The 14,382-nt window shown below is 68.1% G+C and carries 15 protein-coding genes; 2 read left to right on the plus strand and 13 right to left on the minus strand.

Translation table 11 applies throughout. The features are described from left to right. Nucleotides 1-51 precede the first annotated feature (51 nt). Entirely contained in the window at nucleotides 52-633 is a 582-nt protein-coding gene (locus AC2D10_RS08620; protein ID WP_484711676.1) for a helix-turn-helix domain-containing protein, read from the plus strand. A gap of 3 nt (nucleotides 634-636) precedes the next feature. Here AC2D10_RS08620 and AC2D10_RS08625 read toward each other — a convergent pair whose 3' ends face one another. From AC2D10_RS08625 to AC2D10_RS08660, 8 genes are all read right to left on the minus strand, one after another. Beyond that, complete coding sequence (locus AC2D10_RS08625) at nucleotides 637-771, minus strand: hypothetical protein (RefSeq protein WP_484711677.1); 135 nt, start codon at nucleotides 769-771, stop codon at nucleotides 637-639. A 134-nt stretch (nucleotides 772-905) separates the two neighbouring features. Continuing rightward, entirely contained in the window at nucleotides 906-1,730 is an 825-nt protein-coding gene (locus AC2D10_RS08630) for a carbonic anhydrase (protein ID WP_484711678.1), read from the minus strand. A gap of 74 nt (nucleotides 1,731-1,804) precedes the next feature. After that, nucleotides 1,805-2,299: a MarR family winged helix-turn-helix transcriptional regulator gene (locus AC2D10_RS08635; RefSeq protein WP_484711679.1), complete on the minus strand. Its 495-nt coding sequence runs from the start codon at nucleotides 2,297-2,299 to the stop codon at nucleotides 1,805-1,807. Between the two features lie 81 nt (nucleotides 2,300-2,380). Further along, a complete protein-coding gene (locus tag AC2D10_RS08640) occupies nucleotides 2,381-3,331 on the minus strand; it encodes an ABC transporter substrate-binding protein (protein WP_484711680.1) in 951 nt (316 codons plus the stop codon). Continuing rightward, the gene (locus AC2D10_RS08645; RefSeq protein WP_484711681.1) at nucleotides 3,328-4,101 is read right to left on the minus strand and encodes an ABC transporter permease; all 774 of its coding nucleotides are present in this window, start codon (nucleotides 4,099-4,101) and stop codon (nucleotides 3,328-3,330) included. The genes AC2D10_RS08640 and AC2D10_RS08645 overlap by 4 nt, the downstream gene beginning before the upstream one ends. After that, complete coding sequence (locus AC2D10_RS08650; RefSeq protein WP_484711682.1) at nucleotides 4,101-4,802, minus strand: ABC transporter permease; 702 nt, start codon at nucleotides 4,800-4,802, stop codon at nucleotides 4,101-4,103. Before AC2D10_RS08650 ends, AC2D10_RS08645 begins: the two co-directional genes overlap by 1 nt. Nucleotides 4,803-4,948: 146 nt before the next feature. After that, nucleotides 4,949-5,404, minus strand: coding sequence for a MarR family winged helix-turn-helix transcriptional regulator (locus AC2D10_RS08655; RefSeq protein WP_484711683.1), 456 nt, complete (start codon nucleotides 5,402-5,404; stop codon nucleotides 4,949-4,951). Between the two features lies 1 nt (nucleotide 5,405). Beyond that, the gene (locus AC2D10_RS08660) at nucleotides 5,406-7,166 is read right to left on the minus strand and encodes a DHA2 family efflux MFS transporter permease subunit (protein ID WP_484711684.1); all 1,761 of its coding nucleotides are present in this window, start codon (nucleotides 7,164-7,166) and stop codon (nucleotides 5,406-5,408) included. A gap of 112 nt (nucleotides 7,167-7,278) precedes the next feature. On the opposite strand from AC2D10_RS08660, the gene AC2D10_RS08665 reads away from it, so the two are divergent. Continuing rightward, complete coding sequence (locus AC2D10_RS08665) at nucleotides 7,279-8,073, plus strand: SDR family NAD(P)-dependent oxidoreductase (RefSeq protein ID WP_484711685.1); 795 nt, start codon at nucleotides 7,279-7,281, stop codon at nucleotides 8,071-8,073. A gap of 32 nt (nucleotides 8,074-8,105) precedes the next feature. On the opposite strand, the gene fdhD is transcribed toward AC2D10_RS08665, so the two are convergent. The 5 genes from fdhD to AC2D10_RS08690 all read right to left on the minus strand — a co-directional run bounded on the left by fdhD (nucleotide 8,106) and on the right by AC2D10_RS08690 (nucleotide 14,372). Next, nucleotides 8,106-8,978: a formate dehydrogenase accessory sulfurtransferase FdhD gene (gene fdhD, locus AC2D10_RS08670; protein WP_484711686.1), complete on the minus strand. Its 873-nt coding sequence runs from the start codon at nucleotides 8,976-8,978 to the stop codon at nucleotides 8,106-8,108. A gap of 1 nt (nucleotide 8,979) precedes the next feature. Next, nucleotides 8,980-11,316, minus strand: a complete 2,337-nt coding sequence (locus AC2D10_RS08675) for an FdhF/YdeP family oxidoreductase (RefSeq protein ID WP_484711687.1) — start codon at nucleotides 11,314-11,316, stop codon at nucleotides 8,980-8,982. 69 nt (nucleotides 11,317-11,385) lie between these two features. Continuing rightward, a complete protein-coding gene (locus AC2D10_RS08680; protein WP_484711688.1) occupies nucleotides 11,386-12,183 on the minus strand; it encodes a carbohydrate ABC transporter permease in 798 nt (265 codons plus the stop codon). Next, entirely contained in the window at nucleotides 12,176-13,039 is an 864-nt protein-coding gene (locus AC2D10_RS08685; protein ID WP_484711689.1) for a carbohydrate ABC transporter permease, read from the minus strand. The genes AC2D10_RS08680 and AC2D10_RS08685 overlap by 8 nt, the downstream gene beginning before the upstream one ends. Next, entirely contained in the window at nucleotides 13,032-14,372 is a 1,341-nt protein-coding gene (locus AC2D10_RS08690; RefSeq protein WP_484711690.1) for an ABC transporter substrate-binding protein, read from the minus strand. Before AC2D10_RS08690 ends, AC2D10_RS08685 begins: the two co-directional genes overlap by 8 nt. Nucleotides 14,373-14,382: the final 10 nt, after the last annotated feature.

The raw sequence follows: 14,382 nt of genomic DNA on the forward strand, positions 1-14,382 counted from the left end.
GGTTGAGACAATGGCAAATATCCGTGCCGAATCAGCATGAAGGGACAGGGCATGCCCGACGAATCCGTCGCCCTCATCGGCCCGCGTCTGAAGAGCTGGCGTGAGAAGCGCAGCATGACCCTCGCCGAGCTGTCGGCCACGACCGGCATCTCGGCCAGCACCCTCTCGCGTCTGGAGTCGGGCAAACGCGCTCCGAACCTCGAACTCGTCATCCCAGTCGCCCGCGTGCTCCGCCTCGAGCTCGACGATCTGGTGCCCCGCAAGGCTCCTGATCCGCGCGTCGCGCGCACCAAGAAGCGCGCCGGCGAGATCTGGTACGAATCCCTCTCCCCCGACAGCAGCGCCGTACAGACGTACAAAGTGACGTTCCCCGGCAACCCCGCGGGCGTCACCGGGGTGCCGAATCCGCAGGTCCACGACGGTCAGGAGTGGCTGTACGTGCTCTCCGGCCGTCTGCGCCTCGTGCTCGGCGAGCAGGACATCACCCTCGGGCCCGGCGAAGCGGCCGAGTTCGACACCCGCATCCCGCACTGGCTCAACTCCGCCGGCGCCGCCCCCACCGAACTCCTGTCGATCTTCAGCAAGGACGGCAAGCGCATCCACCTGCGCGCGCGTCCGGCATCCGCGGACTGAGCCTCACGCCTTCATGTCGAGCGCGAAGCGGTAGCGCACGTCGTTTCGGGCCAGACGCTCCAACGCCCGGTCGATGTCGCGAGCGGGCAGTACCTCGACGTCGGCCGTGATGCCGTGCTCGCCGCAGAAGTCGAGCATGGCCTGCGTTCCCGTCGTTCCGCCACTACCCGCCGAGGCCAGGCTCCGCACGATCGTGCGAAGGGCTTTCGGTCCCTCCCAGGACGGACGCGACCAGGTCTAGCGCCAGCCCCGGGAGGTCGGATCGGGTCGCTCTACGAGCCGGCAGGCACGAGGGAGACCTCGCGGTCGTGCAGCGGCTGCGTCGGACGGTGGTTGTCGGGGTACAGCGCGGTCAGCGCAGCGAGCTGTTCGGGCGAGAACGTCACCGGCGCCAGGAACACGTTCCAGTTGACACCCTCGGAGCACGGCGGAGTGGTCAGCGAGCCGTCATAGCGGACGCTCGTCAGATCGGCGGGGATCATCGTCGCGAGATCGATCGGCTGCGCCAGTTCGACCTCGTCGCTCTCGTCGGTCACGGTCGGGGGCAAGGCCGAGAACATCTCGGCGAGCGGGGCGCTCGCAGCCCCGGGCTGGATCAGGAGCGAGAGGACCACGATCTCACCGTCGTCGCTCTTGTTCACCAGGTGCAGCTCGGCCGCCGCCGACGCACCGTTGATGAGGTGCTCACTGGTGGCGTGGAAGTGGAACTGCTGCAGGTAGTAGGTGGTGTCGTCGATGACGATGGAGTCGGCATGCACGTCGGCGGGGATCGCCTCGATCGTGTGGCCGTTGTTCTCGACCGAGAATGACGTCGGAACGTACGAGATCTTCACCGGCGCGCTCGTGGACGGCTTCAGTGCGCTCACGTCGATGTCGATCGGCGACTCGTGCGCGGTCGGGCGGTCACGGCACTCCTCGGCGATGTCGCCCCAGTGAGCGGGGTCGTTGTTGCCCTCGTAGCTCCATTCCGGAGCGGCTGTCGGCGACGCGGAGCTCGAGGCAGAGGGCTCGGCTTTCGCCCCCTGCGGGGTGCAGCCGGTGAGGAGAAGGATGCCGATGCCGGCGGTTGCAAGGACGGTTTTCGGGAGATGACGCATGAGGTCAACGCTGACACCAGGCGCGAGTGCATGGAGGGCAGTTCGAGGATCTGTGGATAAGTCCCCGTCGCGCGTCAGTCGCCGAAGGCTGCCAGCATCTCCGAGAAGCGGTCCAGGTCCTCGGCGGACCAGTGGCGCAAGCGTTCCCCGAGGCGCTCCTCGTAGCGGGCACGGGCGAGCGCGACGCGCTCCTGCGCCAGCTCCGTCGCGACGAGGACGCGTGCCCGACGATCCCCCTCCGCCGGCACGCTCTCGATCAGGCCGAGCTGCTCGAGCTGGCGCACATGGCGGCTGATGGCCGACTTGTCGGTCTGCAGCCGCTCGATGATCGCTCCCGCCGACGTCGCCTTTCCGGTGGCGATCGATGTCAGCACCTGGTATCCGAGGGGCTGCAGATCAGGATGCACGGTGGTCGCCGCCTCACGCCAGCTGACGCGGATGCGGGCGATCAGACGGCCCAGTTCATGCTCGACACGCGAGATGGCCTGATCGAGTTCGGGGCTTCTCGGCGACGCGGCTTCCTGGGCGGGTGCGCCGGGTCCGGCGGGGTCGTCGGAGAAGGCGCTCATGGTCGCCATGATACGGCGAACCCCCGCTGCCGAATCGACAGCGGGGGTTCGATCACATCTCCGGCCGCAGCCGGGAGACGGTCACTTGTCGGTGAGGCCCGAGGCGGCAAGCCATTCCTCGGCCGCGGTCGCAGCCGAGGCCTTCTCATCGCCCTCGACGCGGTCGCGGAGCTCGATCAGGTCGTCCGTCGTGAGCTTCGCCGAGATGGCGTTGAGCACCTCGGCGAGCTTGTCGGAGTAGATGTCCTTCGAGAGCAGGGGCAGGACGTTCTGCGCCGAGATCATGTTCTCCGGATCCTCGAGCACGACGAGGTCCTCGCTGCTGATCGCCGGGGAGGTCGTGTAGATGTCGGCGACCTGGACGGTGCCGTCGACGAGCGCCTGCACGGTGTCGGGGCCGCCGAAGTCCTCGTACGGGACGAAGGTGACCTGGCCCGCTTCGACGCCCACGCCGTAGACGTCGCGGAGTCCGGGAATGCCGTAGCCGAGCTCGCCGAACTGAGGGTTCGAGGCGAGGGAAAAGGGCTCGAGAGCCTTCAGGTCTCCGATCGCCGTCAGATCGTTGTCCTCTGCGGTCTTCTTGGTGACGACGTAGGCGTCCTTGTCCTCGGCGGCGGCCGAGTCGAGCACCTGCAGGTCGTCGGCCTCGACGGCATCCGGCAGCGCGCCGTCGACGTCTTCCGTCGTGCGCTCCGCATAGTCCGTGTCGTAGTAGGCCAGCAGGTTGCCGTTGTACTCCGGGATGAGGTTGATCGAGCCGTCCTGCAGCGCCGGGATCGTCTGCTGTCGCGGGCCGATATTGAACTTGGTGGAGACGTCGAAGCCCTCGGCTTCGAGTGCCTGCGCGTAGATCTCGCCGAGGATCTCGCTCTCGGGAAAGGCGAAGGAACCGACGATGACGGCGTCGCCCTCCGAGGTCTCACCACCGCCGGCAGAGGTGGGGTCGGTCGTCGTGCAGCCGACGAGGGCGACGGCCGTGGTGGCGGCGAGCAGGCTGGCGACCATCCAGGTCTTCGGGGCTCGAGAGGTCATGCGGGGGTCCTTTCATCAAGGATCGGAGCCATCGCGGCATCCGAACGATCGTGAGTCGACCTGCGAGCAGGTCGAGAGTTCTTCTGTCCAGGTGTGCGGACAAGGCGCTGAAGCAGCGCGAGCAGGCCGTCTACCACGAGCGCGAGGGCGGTCACCAGCAGCGCGCCACCGAGGATCACGGTGTAGTCGTTGAGGCCGATCCCCGACGAGATGATGCGCCCGAGTCCGCCGAGGCCGACGTACGAGGCGATCGTCACCGTCGCGATAACCTGCAGGGTGGCCGAGCGGATGCCGCCGATGATCACCGGGAGTCCGAGGGGGATCTCGACCCGGAACAGGATCTGCATCTCGGTCATCCCGATCGCTCGCGCCGCATCGATCGATTCGCGACTGACGCTCTCGAGCCCGGCGTATGCTCCGGCGAGCAGCGACGGGATGGCCAGCAGGACGAACGCGATGATCGAGCCGACCAGGACCGCCGGAGTGGTGCTCAGACCGGAACGGAGCACCATGGTGAGGAAGAAGAGCAGCCCGAGCGTCGGGAGCGCGCGCATGGCGCCGGTGAAGCCGATCACGAACTGCCGACCACGACCCGTGTGACCGATGAAGAAGCCGAGCGGGAGGGCGATGAGGATCGCCAGGACGACCGAGACACCGGAGTAGACGAGGTGCTCGACGAGCCGGTCGCCGATGGGCAGCGGGCTCTGCGAGCCTGGCACCCAGTTCTCGGGATCGAGGATCCAGCCGATCGCGTTCAGGAGGAAGTCCATCAGCCCTCCCTCCTCGCGCCGGCGGTGGCAGGCTGGCTGCTGTCGGAGCGGCTCGGCACCCGCACGTCGGCGGCACGGCTCCACGGCATGAGCATGCGCCCGAGCGCGATCAGGAGCAGGTCGAAGACGAGAGCGATGAGCAGGCTCATCACGATGCCGACGACGACCTCCTCGAGGATGCCGCGCTGCTTGCCGTTCTGGAACAGATAGCCGAGATTCTCGGAGCCGATGATCACGCCCACCGAGACGAGGGCGATGGTCGACACCGAGACGACGCGCAGTCCGGCGAGCAGCACCGGGCCGGCGAGCGGGAACTCGACGCGCCAGAACCGGCCGGCCGGTGAGAATCCGATCGCCCTGGCGGACTCGATGATGGAGCGATCGACAGATCCGAAAGCGTCCGTCGCCGAGCGCAGCATGATCGCGACCGCATAGATCGTGAGCGCGACGACCAGGTTCGTGTCGTCGAGGATGCGGGTGCCGAGGATCAACGGCAGGATCACGAACAGCGGCAGCGACGGGATCGTATAGAGCAGGCTGCCCGTGGTGATGACGAAGCTGCGCACGATGCGATTGCGGCTGGCGAGCCACCCCAGGGGCACCGCGAGCACGAAGCCGAGGATGATCGGCAGGATCGCCAGTCGGACGTGATTGATCGTCAGGTCGGCGATCAGGCCGAGGTTCGCAGCGATCCAGTTCACCGAAGTACCGTTCTGTACGGTCTTGGGACGCCGAATCGGACAGACAAGACAGTCGACTGAACCACAGAAGGGCTCATTCGACAAGCTGGGTCGGCACGACGAAGCCCCGCCGTCAGAGTGACAGCGGGGCTCCGGCGGGGCTTCGGTCAGATCTCCGCGAGCAGTCGGAACACCTTGGATGCCGCCTGAATCTCGTCGGGCGTCAGCTCGGCGACGACCGTGCGCAACCGCGCTGCGTGCTCCTGACGCAGCGCGGCGAGCTCCTCGCACGCCATCGGTGTCGCCGTCAGCACCCGCAACCGCCCGTCGCGCGCGTCGGGGCGGGATTCGATCAGGCCCAGCTCCTCCAGCATCCGCACCTGGCGACTGATCACCGACTTGTCGATCTCGAAGCGCTCGGCGAGCTCATGGGCGCTCGCCTCGCCCGCGCGCTCGATGAACGTCAGCAGTTTGTAGCCCCCGACGGGCAGCTCCGGAGACAGCTTCGCCGCCGACTCCTTCCAGAGCGTCCGGGTTCGCGCGAAGATCATGCTCAGATGCGTCTGAAGGTCTCCCAGCGCGGTGTCGACATCCGGCGACACCGCTGTGTCCGATGCAGCCACGTCAGTTCCTCGACGGCCGATCGCCGCGCTCGAGCGTCGTCACCGATCCGGTGGTCGGCGACGTCGAGTCGGTGCCCTGCGTCCGGATCGCTCCGGTGCGGAGCGCGGCGCCCACCTCGGCCTCGGCGACCTCGATCGCGGAGTCCTCAGCCTGCTCACGCAGCTGCTCGGCGGCGTTCTTCGTCGACAGCGGCTTGTTCTTGATGAACGCGATCGCGACGATCGAGATCACGGCCAGCGGGATCGCGATGATGAACGCGTCGGCGATGCCGTGGCCGTAGGCGCCCTCGACGATCGCGCGGATGGTGTCGGGCAGCTGCGTCACCTTGGGGACGTCACCGGACGCGAGGTGCTTCAGCGCGTCGACCTCGTCGGCCGTGGTCGGCGTGAAGCCCTTGAGTGCGTCGCTCATGTAGCTGGCGACGCTGGTCGACAGGATCGCCCCCATCACCGTGACGCCGATGGTGCCGGCGATCGTGCGGAAGAAGTTGACGTTCGACGAGGCTGCGCCCAGCTGGCGGGGCGAGGTGTCGTTCTGCACGATGAGCGTGAGGTTCTGCATGACCATGCCGAGGCCGGCACCGAGAACGAACATGTAGACGGCCACCAGCGGGAACGGCGTGTCGTAGCGCAGTGTCGCCATCAGGCTCACGCCGACCGTGGTCAGCACTGCCCCGGTGACCATCCAGCCCTTCCACTTGCCGAAGCGGCTGACGAGCTGACCGATGATGATCGACGCCCCCATCTGGCCGACGATCATCGGGATCGTCATGAGACCCGACTCGGTGGGTGTGGCGCCGCGGGCGAGCTGGAAGTACTGCGCGAGGAACACCGACGTGGCGAACATCGAGACGCCGATGGCGATCGAGGCGATCACCGACAGGGTGAAGGTGCGGTTGCGGAACAGCGACATCGGCACGATCGGTTCCTTGACGAAGAACTCGACCGCGATGAATCCGGCGATCGCGAGACCCGCGATGACCGCGAGCATGATGCTCGTCGAGGAGTCCCACTCGAATTCGCTGCCACCCATCGACACCCAGATGAGCAGGGTCGAGACACCGACCGCGAGCAGGACGATGCCGAAGTAGTCGATGGAGACCTTGCGGTCGCGCTGCGGCTTGGGCAGGTGCAGGGTGAACTGCAGGAGCACGAGGGCGAGGATCGCGAAGGGCACGCCGACGAAGAAGTTGGAGCGCCAGCCCCACACGTCGGTGAGGAGTCCGCCCAGCAGCGGCCCCCCGATGGTGCCGAGGGCCATGATGCCGCCGACGACGCCCATGTACTTGCCGCGCTCGCGCGGGGAGATGATCAGTGCCACGGCGATCATGACGAGCGACATCAGGCCGCCGACGCCGACGCCCTGGATGACACGGACGGCGATCAGCATGTTCGTGTCGGTCGAGAACCCGGCGATCACGGTGCCCACGGTGAAGATGATGAGCGAGAGCTGCACGAGGATCTTGCGGTCGACCAGGTCGGCGAGCTTGCCCCAGATGGGCGTCGACACGGCGGTGGCCAGCAGGCTCGCCGTGATGACCCACGTGTACTGGGACTGGGTGCCGCCGAGGTCGGCGATGATCACCGGCATCGAGGTCGACACGACGGTGCCCGAGAGCACCGCGACGAACATGCCGACGACCAGGCCGGAGATCGCGGTGAAGACCTCGCGAGGCGTGCGCGCCGTCTCGGCGGTGGGAGAAGAAGAGGGGGTTGTCACAGTGGAGAGCTCCTGCGTAGAAAGTTGATAAGTGTCAACCATACGCCTGTAGTTGCGAAAGTGCAACCATCTTCGATCGGCGTTGTCGGCATGAATCGGCGCAGGGCACTGTTGGACCGGAATACCGACGTCACGACGGAAGGACACTCACCCCATGCGCATCGACCTCAGCGGCAAGACGGCACTCGTCACCGGTTCCACCCAGGGCATCGGCCGGGCGATCGCCACGACACTCGCCGATGCCGGCGCCCGCGTCGCGGTGAACGGACGCAGCGGCGACACCGTGGCATCCGTCATCGAGGAGTTGCGCGCCGAGAATCCCGACCGCGACCTGATCGCCGCCCCCGGCGACGTCACCGACCAGCCCGGCGCCGATGCTGTGCTCGACGCCGTGGGCGAGATCGACATCCTCGTGAACAACCTCGGCGTCTTCGGCGCGACGCCTGCCCTCGACATCACCGACGACGAGTGGCGCCGCTACTTCGACGTGAACGTGCTCGCTGCGGTACGGCTGATCCGCTCGACGCTTGCGGGAATGAAGGAGCGCGGCTGGGGCCGGGTGCTCAACATCGCGAGCGACTCGGCGGTCGTCACCCCGGTCGAGATGATCCACTACGGCATGTCGAAGACCGCGCTGCTCGCGGTCTCACGCGGATTCGCGAAGGATGCCGCGGGCACGGGCGTCACCGTCAACTCCGTGCTCGCCGGGCCTACTCACACCGGCGGCGTCGAGGACTTCGTGTACGAGCTGGTCGACGCGGACCTGCCCTGGGACGAGGCACAGCGCGAGTTCATGCGACTGCACCGTCCGCAGTCGCTGCTGCAGCGGCTGATCGAGCCCGAGGAGATCGCGAACATGGTCGCGTATCTGTCGTCTCCGCTCGCGTCGGCGACCACGGGCGCCGCGGTGCGCGTCGACGGAGGCTACATCGACGCGATCGTGCCCTGAGGTTCGCGCTGGGGGCTCGTGCGTTTTCGAGATCACTCGACCCGCACGCGCTCCGGATGCGCATACACGTTCATCGACGCGCCACGGACGAAGCCGAGCAGCGTGAGGCCCGACGAGGCGGCGAGTTCGACCGCGAGCGACGAGGGTGCCGAGACCGCGGAGAGGATCGGGATGCCGGCCATCACCGCCTTCTGTACGAGTTCGAAGCTCGCCCGACCCGACACCTGCAGCACCGTGCCGCGCAAGGGCAGTCGGTCGTGGAGCACCGCCCATCCGACGACCTTGTCGACCGCGTTGTGTCGGCCGACGTCTTCGCGCAGCACCAGCAGCTCCCCCGACGTCGCGTCGAACAGCGCCGCCGCGTGCAGTCCTCCGGTCTTGTCGAACGCGGCCTGACCGGCTCGAAGTGCGTCGGGCAGCCGCTGCACGAGCTCCGCGGCGATCGTCACGGGGTCAGAGGCGACGTCATACCGCGAGCGCTTCTGAATGGCGTCGATCGACGCCGTGCCGCACACCCCACACGAACTGGTCGTGTAGAAGTTGCGCGCCAGGTCGGTCGACGGCAGCTCGACTCCCGCGGCGAGCGCGACGTCGAGCACGTTGTAGGTGTTCTCCGACGCCGACCCCGCCCCGGACCCCGACCCCGGGCCACCGCAGTGGATCGCGGAGCGGAACTCCTCCCCCGCGCCGATCACGCCTTCGCTCACGAGAAAGCCGGCCGCGAGCTCGACGTCGTGTCCGGGCGTGCGCATCGTGACCGACAGCGGCGCGCCGGCGACGCGGATCTCCAGGGGTTCCTCGACGGCCAGCACGTCGGGGCGCGCCTCGACGACCGCGCCGCCGCCGGCAGCACCGGCACCCAGGACGATCCGGGTGACGCGCGTACGCGTCGTGATCCGGCCCATCTCAGGCCTTCCCCGGCTCATCGTCAGGCCGACGCTCGAGCCGCACGATGACGGCTTTCGACGTGGGGGTTCCGCTCACGTCGGCGACCGAGTCGAGCGGCACGAGCACGTTCGTCTCGGGGTAGTACGCCGCCGCGTTGCCCCGCGGGGTGGAGTACGGCACGAGGCGAAAGCTCTCCGCCCGCCGCTCCTGCATCCGCCCGTCGTCGCCCGTCCATTCCGACACCAGGTCCACGATGTCGCCGTCTGCGAAGCCGAGGTCGCGCAGATCGTCAGCGTTCACGAGCACCACTCGCCGGCCGCCGTGGATGCCACGGTAGCGGTCGTCCTTGCCGTAGATCGTGGTGTTGTACTGATCGTGCGATCGCAGCGTCTGCAGCAGCAGCCGTCCGGGCGGGATCACGGGGAACTGCAGCGCGTTGGCGGTGAATCGCGCCCGGCCGTCGACCGTGGCGAAGCGGCGTTCATCGCGGGGGCCGTTGGGCAGGAAGAAGGTGCGCCCCTTCTGGATGCGCGACTCGAAGTCGTCGAATCCGGGAATCGTGCGCTCGATGTGCGAGCGGATGAGTGCGTAGTCGTGCTCGAGGGCGTCCCAGTCGGCGCGCGGGGCGTTGGCCGCGGCATCCGATGCGAAGAGATGACCGCAGAGCCGAGCGACGATGGCGACCTCGCTGAGCAGGTCCTCGGCCGGGGGTGCGAGCCGGCCGCGCGAGGCGTGCACCGCTCCCATCGAGTCCTCGACCGTCACGCGCTGCTCGGCGTCGCCGCGCCGGTCGCGGTCGGTGCGACCGAGCGTGGGGAGGATGATGGCCCTCCTGCCGGTGACGACGTGCGAGCGGTTGAGCTTGGTCGACACGTGCACGGTCAGGTCGATCCGGGCCATCGCCGCTTCGACGACGGCGGTGTCGGGAGTGGCCGAGACGAAGTTGCCGCCCATCCCCATGAAGAATCTCACGCGGCCGTCGCGCATCGCGCGGATCGCCTCGACCGTGTCGAACCCGTGCTCGCGCGGCGCCGAGAAGGCGAACTCCCGATCGAGCGCGTCGAGGAACCCCTCGGACGGCTTCTCGTAGATGCCCACGGTGCGATCGCCCTGCACGTTCGAGTGACCGCGCACCGGGCACACCCCGGCGCCGGCCCGACCGATGTTGCCCTGCAGCAGCAGCACGTTCACCACATCGCGGAGCATGGGCACCGAGTGCTTGTGCTGCGTGAGGCCCATCGCCCAGCACACGATCGTGGCCTTCGAGGCGCGCACCTCCTCGCCGATCTCGCGCAGTGCCTCTTCCGACAGTCCCGTCGCCTCGACGAGGTCTGACCAGGGGGTGTCCGCCATCGCCCGGCGGTAGGAGTCGAGGCCGCTGGTGAACGCCTCGAGGAAGGCATGGTCGAGCACGCCGCCGTCGTGTTCCTCGGCCTCGAGCAGGTGCTTGCCGATCGCCTGGAACAGCCCCTGGTCGCCGCCCGATCGGATCTGCACGAACCGATCGGCCATCGTCGTGCCGCCGAGAGCGATGCCGCGCGGCGTCTGCGGGTTCTCGAAGCGGATCAGGCCGGCCTCGGGCAGCGGGTTGACCGCGATCACGCGCGCGCCCCGCTGCTTCGCCTTCTCGAGGGCCGACAGCATCCGGGGATGGTTGGTCCCCGGGTTCTGCCCCGCGACGATCAGCAGGTCGGCCTCATGGATGTCCTGGATCGACACCGTGCCCTTGCCGATGCCGATCGTCTCGGTCAGCGCCGCGCCGCTGGACTCGTGACACATGTTCGAGCAGTCCGGGAGGTTGTTCGTGCCGATGCCGCGCACGAGCAGCTGATAGAGGAACGCGGCCTCGTTGGAGGTACGGCCCGAGGTGTAGAACACGGTCTCGTCGGGGTCGTCGATCGTCGCGACGTGGTCCGAGATCACGCGCAGCACGTCATCCCACCCGATCGGGCGATAGTGCGTAGCCCCCTCGTCGAGGATCATCGGATGCGTCAGGCGCCCCTGCTGCCCCAGCCACCAGTCGTCGTGGCCGCGGAGATCGTCGAGCGAATGCTCCGCGAAGAACTCCGGCCCGACCCGGCGGATCGTGGCCTCCTCCGCCACCGCCTTCGCACCGTTCTCGCAGAACTCGGCGACGTGCCGCTTGTCTTCCTCGGGCCAGGCGCACCCGGGGCAGTCGAAGCCGTCCTTCTGATTCACGCGCATCAGCGTCTGCGCGGTGCGGACGACACCCATCTGCTCCTGGGCGATCTGCAGCGCGTGCATCACCGCGGGCACGCCGACGGCGACCTCCTTGGGCGGTGTCACGCGCACGCGCGACTCATCGATGTCGGTCCGCGGTGCCTTCGTCGCCATCACGCCAGGATAGGTCGGTCTGCGCGTAGGCACACCCCGCCGACCGCTGTCAGCGCACCGCGCCCGCGGTCAGTCCCCCACGAGCCACCGCTGAAAGAACACCGCCGCCGCGAACACGGGGATCACGCCGATGAACGATGCGGCCGCAATCTTGCCGAGATGCGGGGTGCGATCGCCGTAGAACAGCGACAGCGCGACCGGGAAGGTCTGCGAATCGACGCTCTGCGTGAGAAAGGTCGCGAGCAGGAACTCGTTGTAGTTGAGGATCGCGACGATGATGCCGATCGCCACGAGGCTCGGCAGCAGCAGCGGGGTGACCAACGACCACAGCATCCGCACCTGGCCGGCGCCGTCGATGCGCGCCGCCTCCTCGATCTCCACCGGCAGTCGACGGATGAAGCCCTCGAGCAGCCACACCGCCACCGGCACGTTGACCAGCGCGTACACGAGCGTGAGGCCCACGAGCGTGTTGTTGAGCCCGACGATGCGCAGCAGCGTGAGCAGCGGAACCACCGCGACGATCGGCGGCAGCAGCCACGGGCTCATGAGGGTCGCCGCCAGCGTGCGCCCGCCCGCCTGGTACCGCACGATCGCCCAGGCCCCGGGAACCGCGAACACCAGCGAGACGATGGCACCGCCGACGGCGGCCAGGAGCGAATTGAGGATGGATCGCGGGATGTCGGTCGCGAGCACGTCGCCCCAGTTGCTCCAGTGCGGATCCGCACTCCAGAGCACACCGGCGACAGTCTCGTCTCGTCCCATCAGCGACACCGAGAAGAGGTACACGAGCGGCACGAGCGTGACGGCGAGCGCTACCAGGAGCACGGTGCTCGCCAGCGGTCGAGGACGGATGCTGCGCTCAGTCATGACGCGCCTTTCGTGCGAAGGCGGCCACACCCACGGTGACGACCGTGACGATCACCGCGAAGACGAGGGTGATGGCGGAGGCGCGTCCGATGTCGAACTCCTTCAGCGCCACCTGCTGGATCAGATACGTCGTCGTGGTCGACGCCTGCCCGGGACCGCCCGAGGTCATCACGAACACGAGATCGAACACCTTCAGCGCGATCACCAGCCGGATGAAGAACGCCGCCGCCACGGTGCCGGCGATCGCGGGCCAGGTGATGTGACGGAAGAGCCCGACCCCGTGCGCGCCGTCGAGGGCCGCCGCCTCGCGGACACCGGAGTCCTGGGTGAGCAGAGCCGCGTACACGAGGATCACGATCAGCGGCGTCCACTGCCACACGTCGGCGAGACCGATCGCGGGCAGCGCCCACGTGGTGTTCGACAGCGGGGCGAGCGAGATGCCCGGCAGCAGCGTCGCCAGCAGCCCTCCGCCCGGGTTGAAGACGAGCTTCCACAGCGTGCCGACCACGACCGGTGGGGTGATCAGCGGAAGCAGGAGCAGCGTCCGCACGACCGCTCCCGACCGCGTCGCCCGTTCGAGCGCGACGGCCACGGTGACCCCGAACACGACGCTCGCGAGGGCTACGGCGAGCGCGTAGCCGACGGTGCGCACGATCGAGGCCACGACGTCGCCGTCGGTGAGCACGGCGTCGAAGTTCCCGACGCCCACCCACTCCTGGAACGGTCGGCCCAGCGTCGAGTCGGTGAAGGCGGCCGCGAGGATGAACAGCAGCGGGTAGCCGCCCAGCACGACGATCGACAGGATCGTCGGCGCCGTGAACACCCCGCGGACGCGCCGCGCCGAAGCGTCAGCCAAGGATGTCTTCCCACTCGGCCTGGACCCGGTCGAGCGTCTCCTCGGCGGTGCCGCCCTCGCCGGCGATGAGCTTGGCGAGTTCGTCGGTGAGGATCTGCGCGGCCTGCGAGGCGTTCTCTCCGGTCGGCCAGGCGAGCGATTCGCTGAGCGTCGTGCGATTGACCCGCTGAAGGTCGGGGTAGGTCTCGCCGTACGCGGCGCTCTCGAGCGACGACTCGCGGTTCGGATCGATGCCGGTCTGCGGGTCGGCGACGATGAGCTCGGAGTTGACCTCGCTCGACGCCGCGTACTCGATGAACGCCTTCGCGAGGTCGGTCTTCTGCGTGTTCGCCGCGATGACCCAGGTGAACCCGGCGACGAGCGATGCGCGCGCCTCGGTGTTGTCTCCGCCCACGGGAAGGGTCGTGACGCCCCACTTGCCGGCGACCTTCGAGTCGGGGTTCGTCTCCGATCCCACGCCCAGGTCGGTCCAGTTCTCGATGAACGCGACCTTGCCGTCGTACCAGGCGCCGTTGCCGACGCCGAAGTCGGTCTCGGCAGCGGTCGGGAAGGCGTACGGAACGGCATCCACCAGCGCCTGCGCCGCAGCCACCGCCTCGGGCGAATTGATCGTGGGTTCGCCCTCGTCATCGACGAACTCGCCGCCGAAGCCGGCCAGACGGTTCGCGTAGGCGGCGCCGAGGATCAGGGGCGACTTCTGGCCGAAGATCGCCGAGCCGTACACGCCATCGGCGCCCTCGTTCTCGGTGACCGTCTTCACGTCGGCCAGATACTCGTCCCACGTGGTGGGCGGCTCGGTGATGCCGTTCCGCTCGAGGATCTCCTTGTTGTAGAAGAGCACGTGGGTGTCGCCGTCGAACGGCAGGCCGTAGCGGCGGTCGCCCACCAGCGTGTACGGGTCGTTGATCGAGGGGATGAAGTCCTCCTCATCGAGCGAGGGGGTCTCGGCGATCCAGTCGGTGAGGTCCTGGATGGAGCCGCCTTCGGCGAGGTCGCCGATCGACACGTACCAGGGAGCGGCGACGTCGAACGTGTTCGCGCCGGACTGCTGGTCGAGGGCGAGGGTCGAGCCGATCTCGTCGTAAGGCACGATCGTGAGGTTCACCTCGGCGCCGGTCTTCGCCTCGAAGTGCTCCTTGAGCCAGTCGCCCGCGCCTTCGTGCGAGGTGATCAGCAGGGCGTTCAGCGTCTGGCCCGCGAAGTCGCCGTCCGCATCGGACGCTCCCGACTGCGGCGCCTGCGAGGCGCAGCCCGCGATGGCGATGGTCGCTGCCGTGAGGCCGGCGACGCCGAGAAGGAGTCGGCGACGGCCGCGGGTCGGAAAAAGGGACATGGGGGGGCTC

The organism is Microbacterium sp. PI-SA-G, assembly GCF_057215335.1.

Bases quoted from the DNA above. Each gene is read 5' to 3' on its own strand.
- AC2D10_RS08675 (WP_484711687.1), bottom strand. From the start codon at position 11,316: ATGGCGACGAAGGCACCGCGGACCGACATCGATGAGTCGCGCGTGCGC.
- fdhD (WP_484711686.1), bottom strand. From the start codon at position 8,978: ATGGGCCGGATCACGACGCGTACGCGCGTCACCCGGATCGTCCTGGGT.
- AC2D10_RS08635 (WP_484711679.1), bottom strand. From the start codon at position 2,299: ATGAGCGCCTTCTCCGACGACCCCGCCGGACCCGGCGCACCCGCCCAG.
- AC2D10_RS08630 (WP_484711678.1), bottom strand. From the start codon at position 1,730: ATGCGTCATCTCCCGAAAACCGTCCTTGCAACCGCCGGCATCGGCATC.
- AC2D10_RS08640 (WP_484711680.1), bottom strand. From the start codon at position 3,331: ATGACCTCTCGAGCCCCGAAGACCTGGATGGTCGCCAGCCTGCTCGCC.
- AC2D10_RS08625 (WP_484711677.1), bottom strand. From the start codon at position 771: ATGCTCGACTTCTGCGGCGAGCACGGCATCACGGCCGACGTCGAGGTA.
- AC2D10_RS08690 (WP_484711690.1), bottom strand. From the start codon at position 14,372: ATGTCCCTTTTTCCGACCCGCGGCCGTCGCCGACTCCTTCTCGGCGTC.
- AC2D10_RS08680 (WP_484711688.1), bottom strand. From the start codon at position 12,183: ATGACTGAGCGCAGCATCCGTCCTCGACCGCTGGCGAGCACCGTGCTC.
- AC2D10_RS08660 (WP_484711684.1), bottom strand. From the start codon at position 7,166: ATGGTTGACACTTATCAACTTTCTACGCAGGAGCTCTCCACTGTGACA.
- AC2D10_RS08665 (WP_484711685.1), top strand. From the start codon at position 7,279: ATGCGCATCGACCTCAGCGGCAAGACGGCACTCGTCACCGGTTCCACC.
- AC2D10_RS08620 (WP_484711676.1), top strand. From the start codon at position 52: ATGCCCGACGAATCCGTCGCCCTCATCGGCCCGCGTCTGAAGAGCTGG.
- AC2D10_RS08645 (WP_484711681.1), bottom strand. From the start codon at position 4,101: ATGGACTTCCTCCTGAACGCGATCGGCTGGATCCTCGATCCCGAGAAC.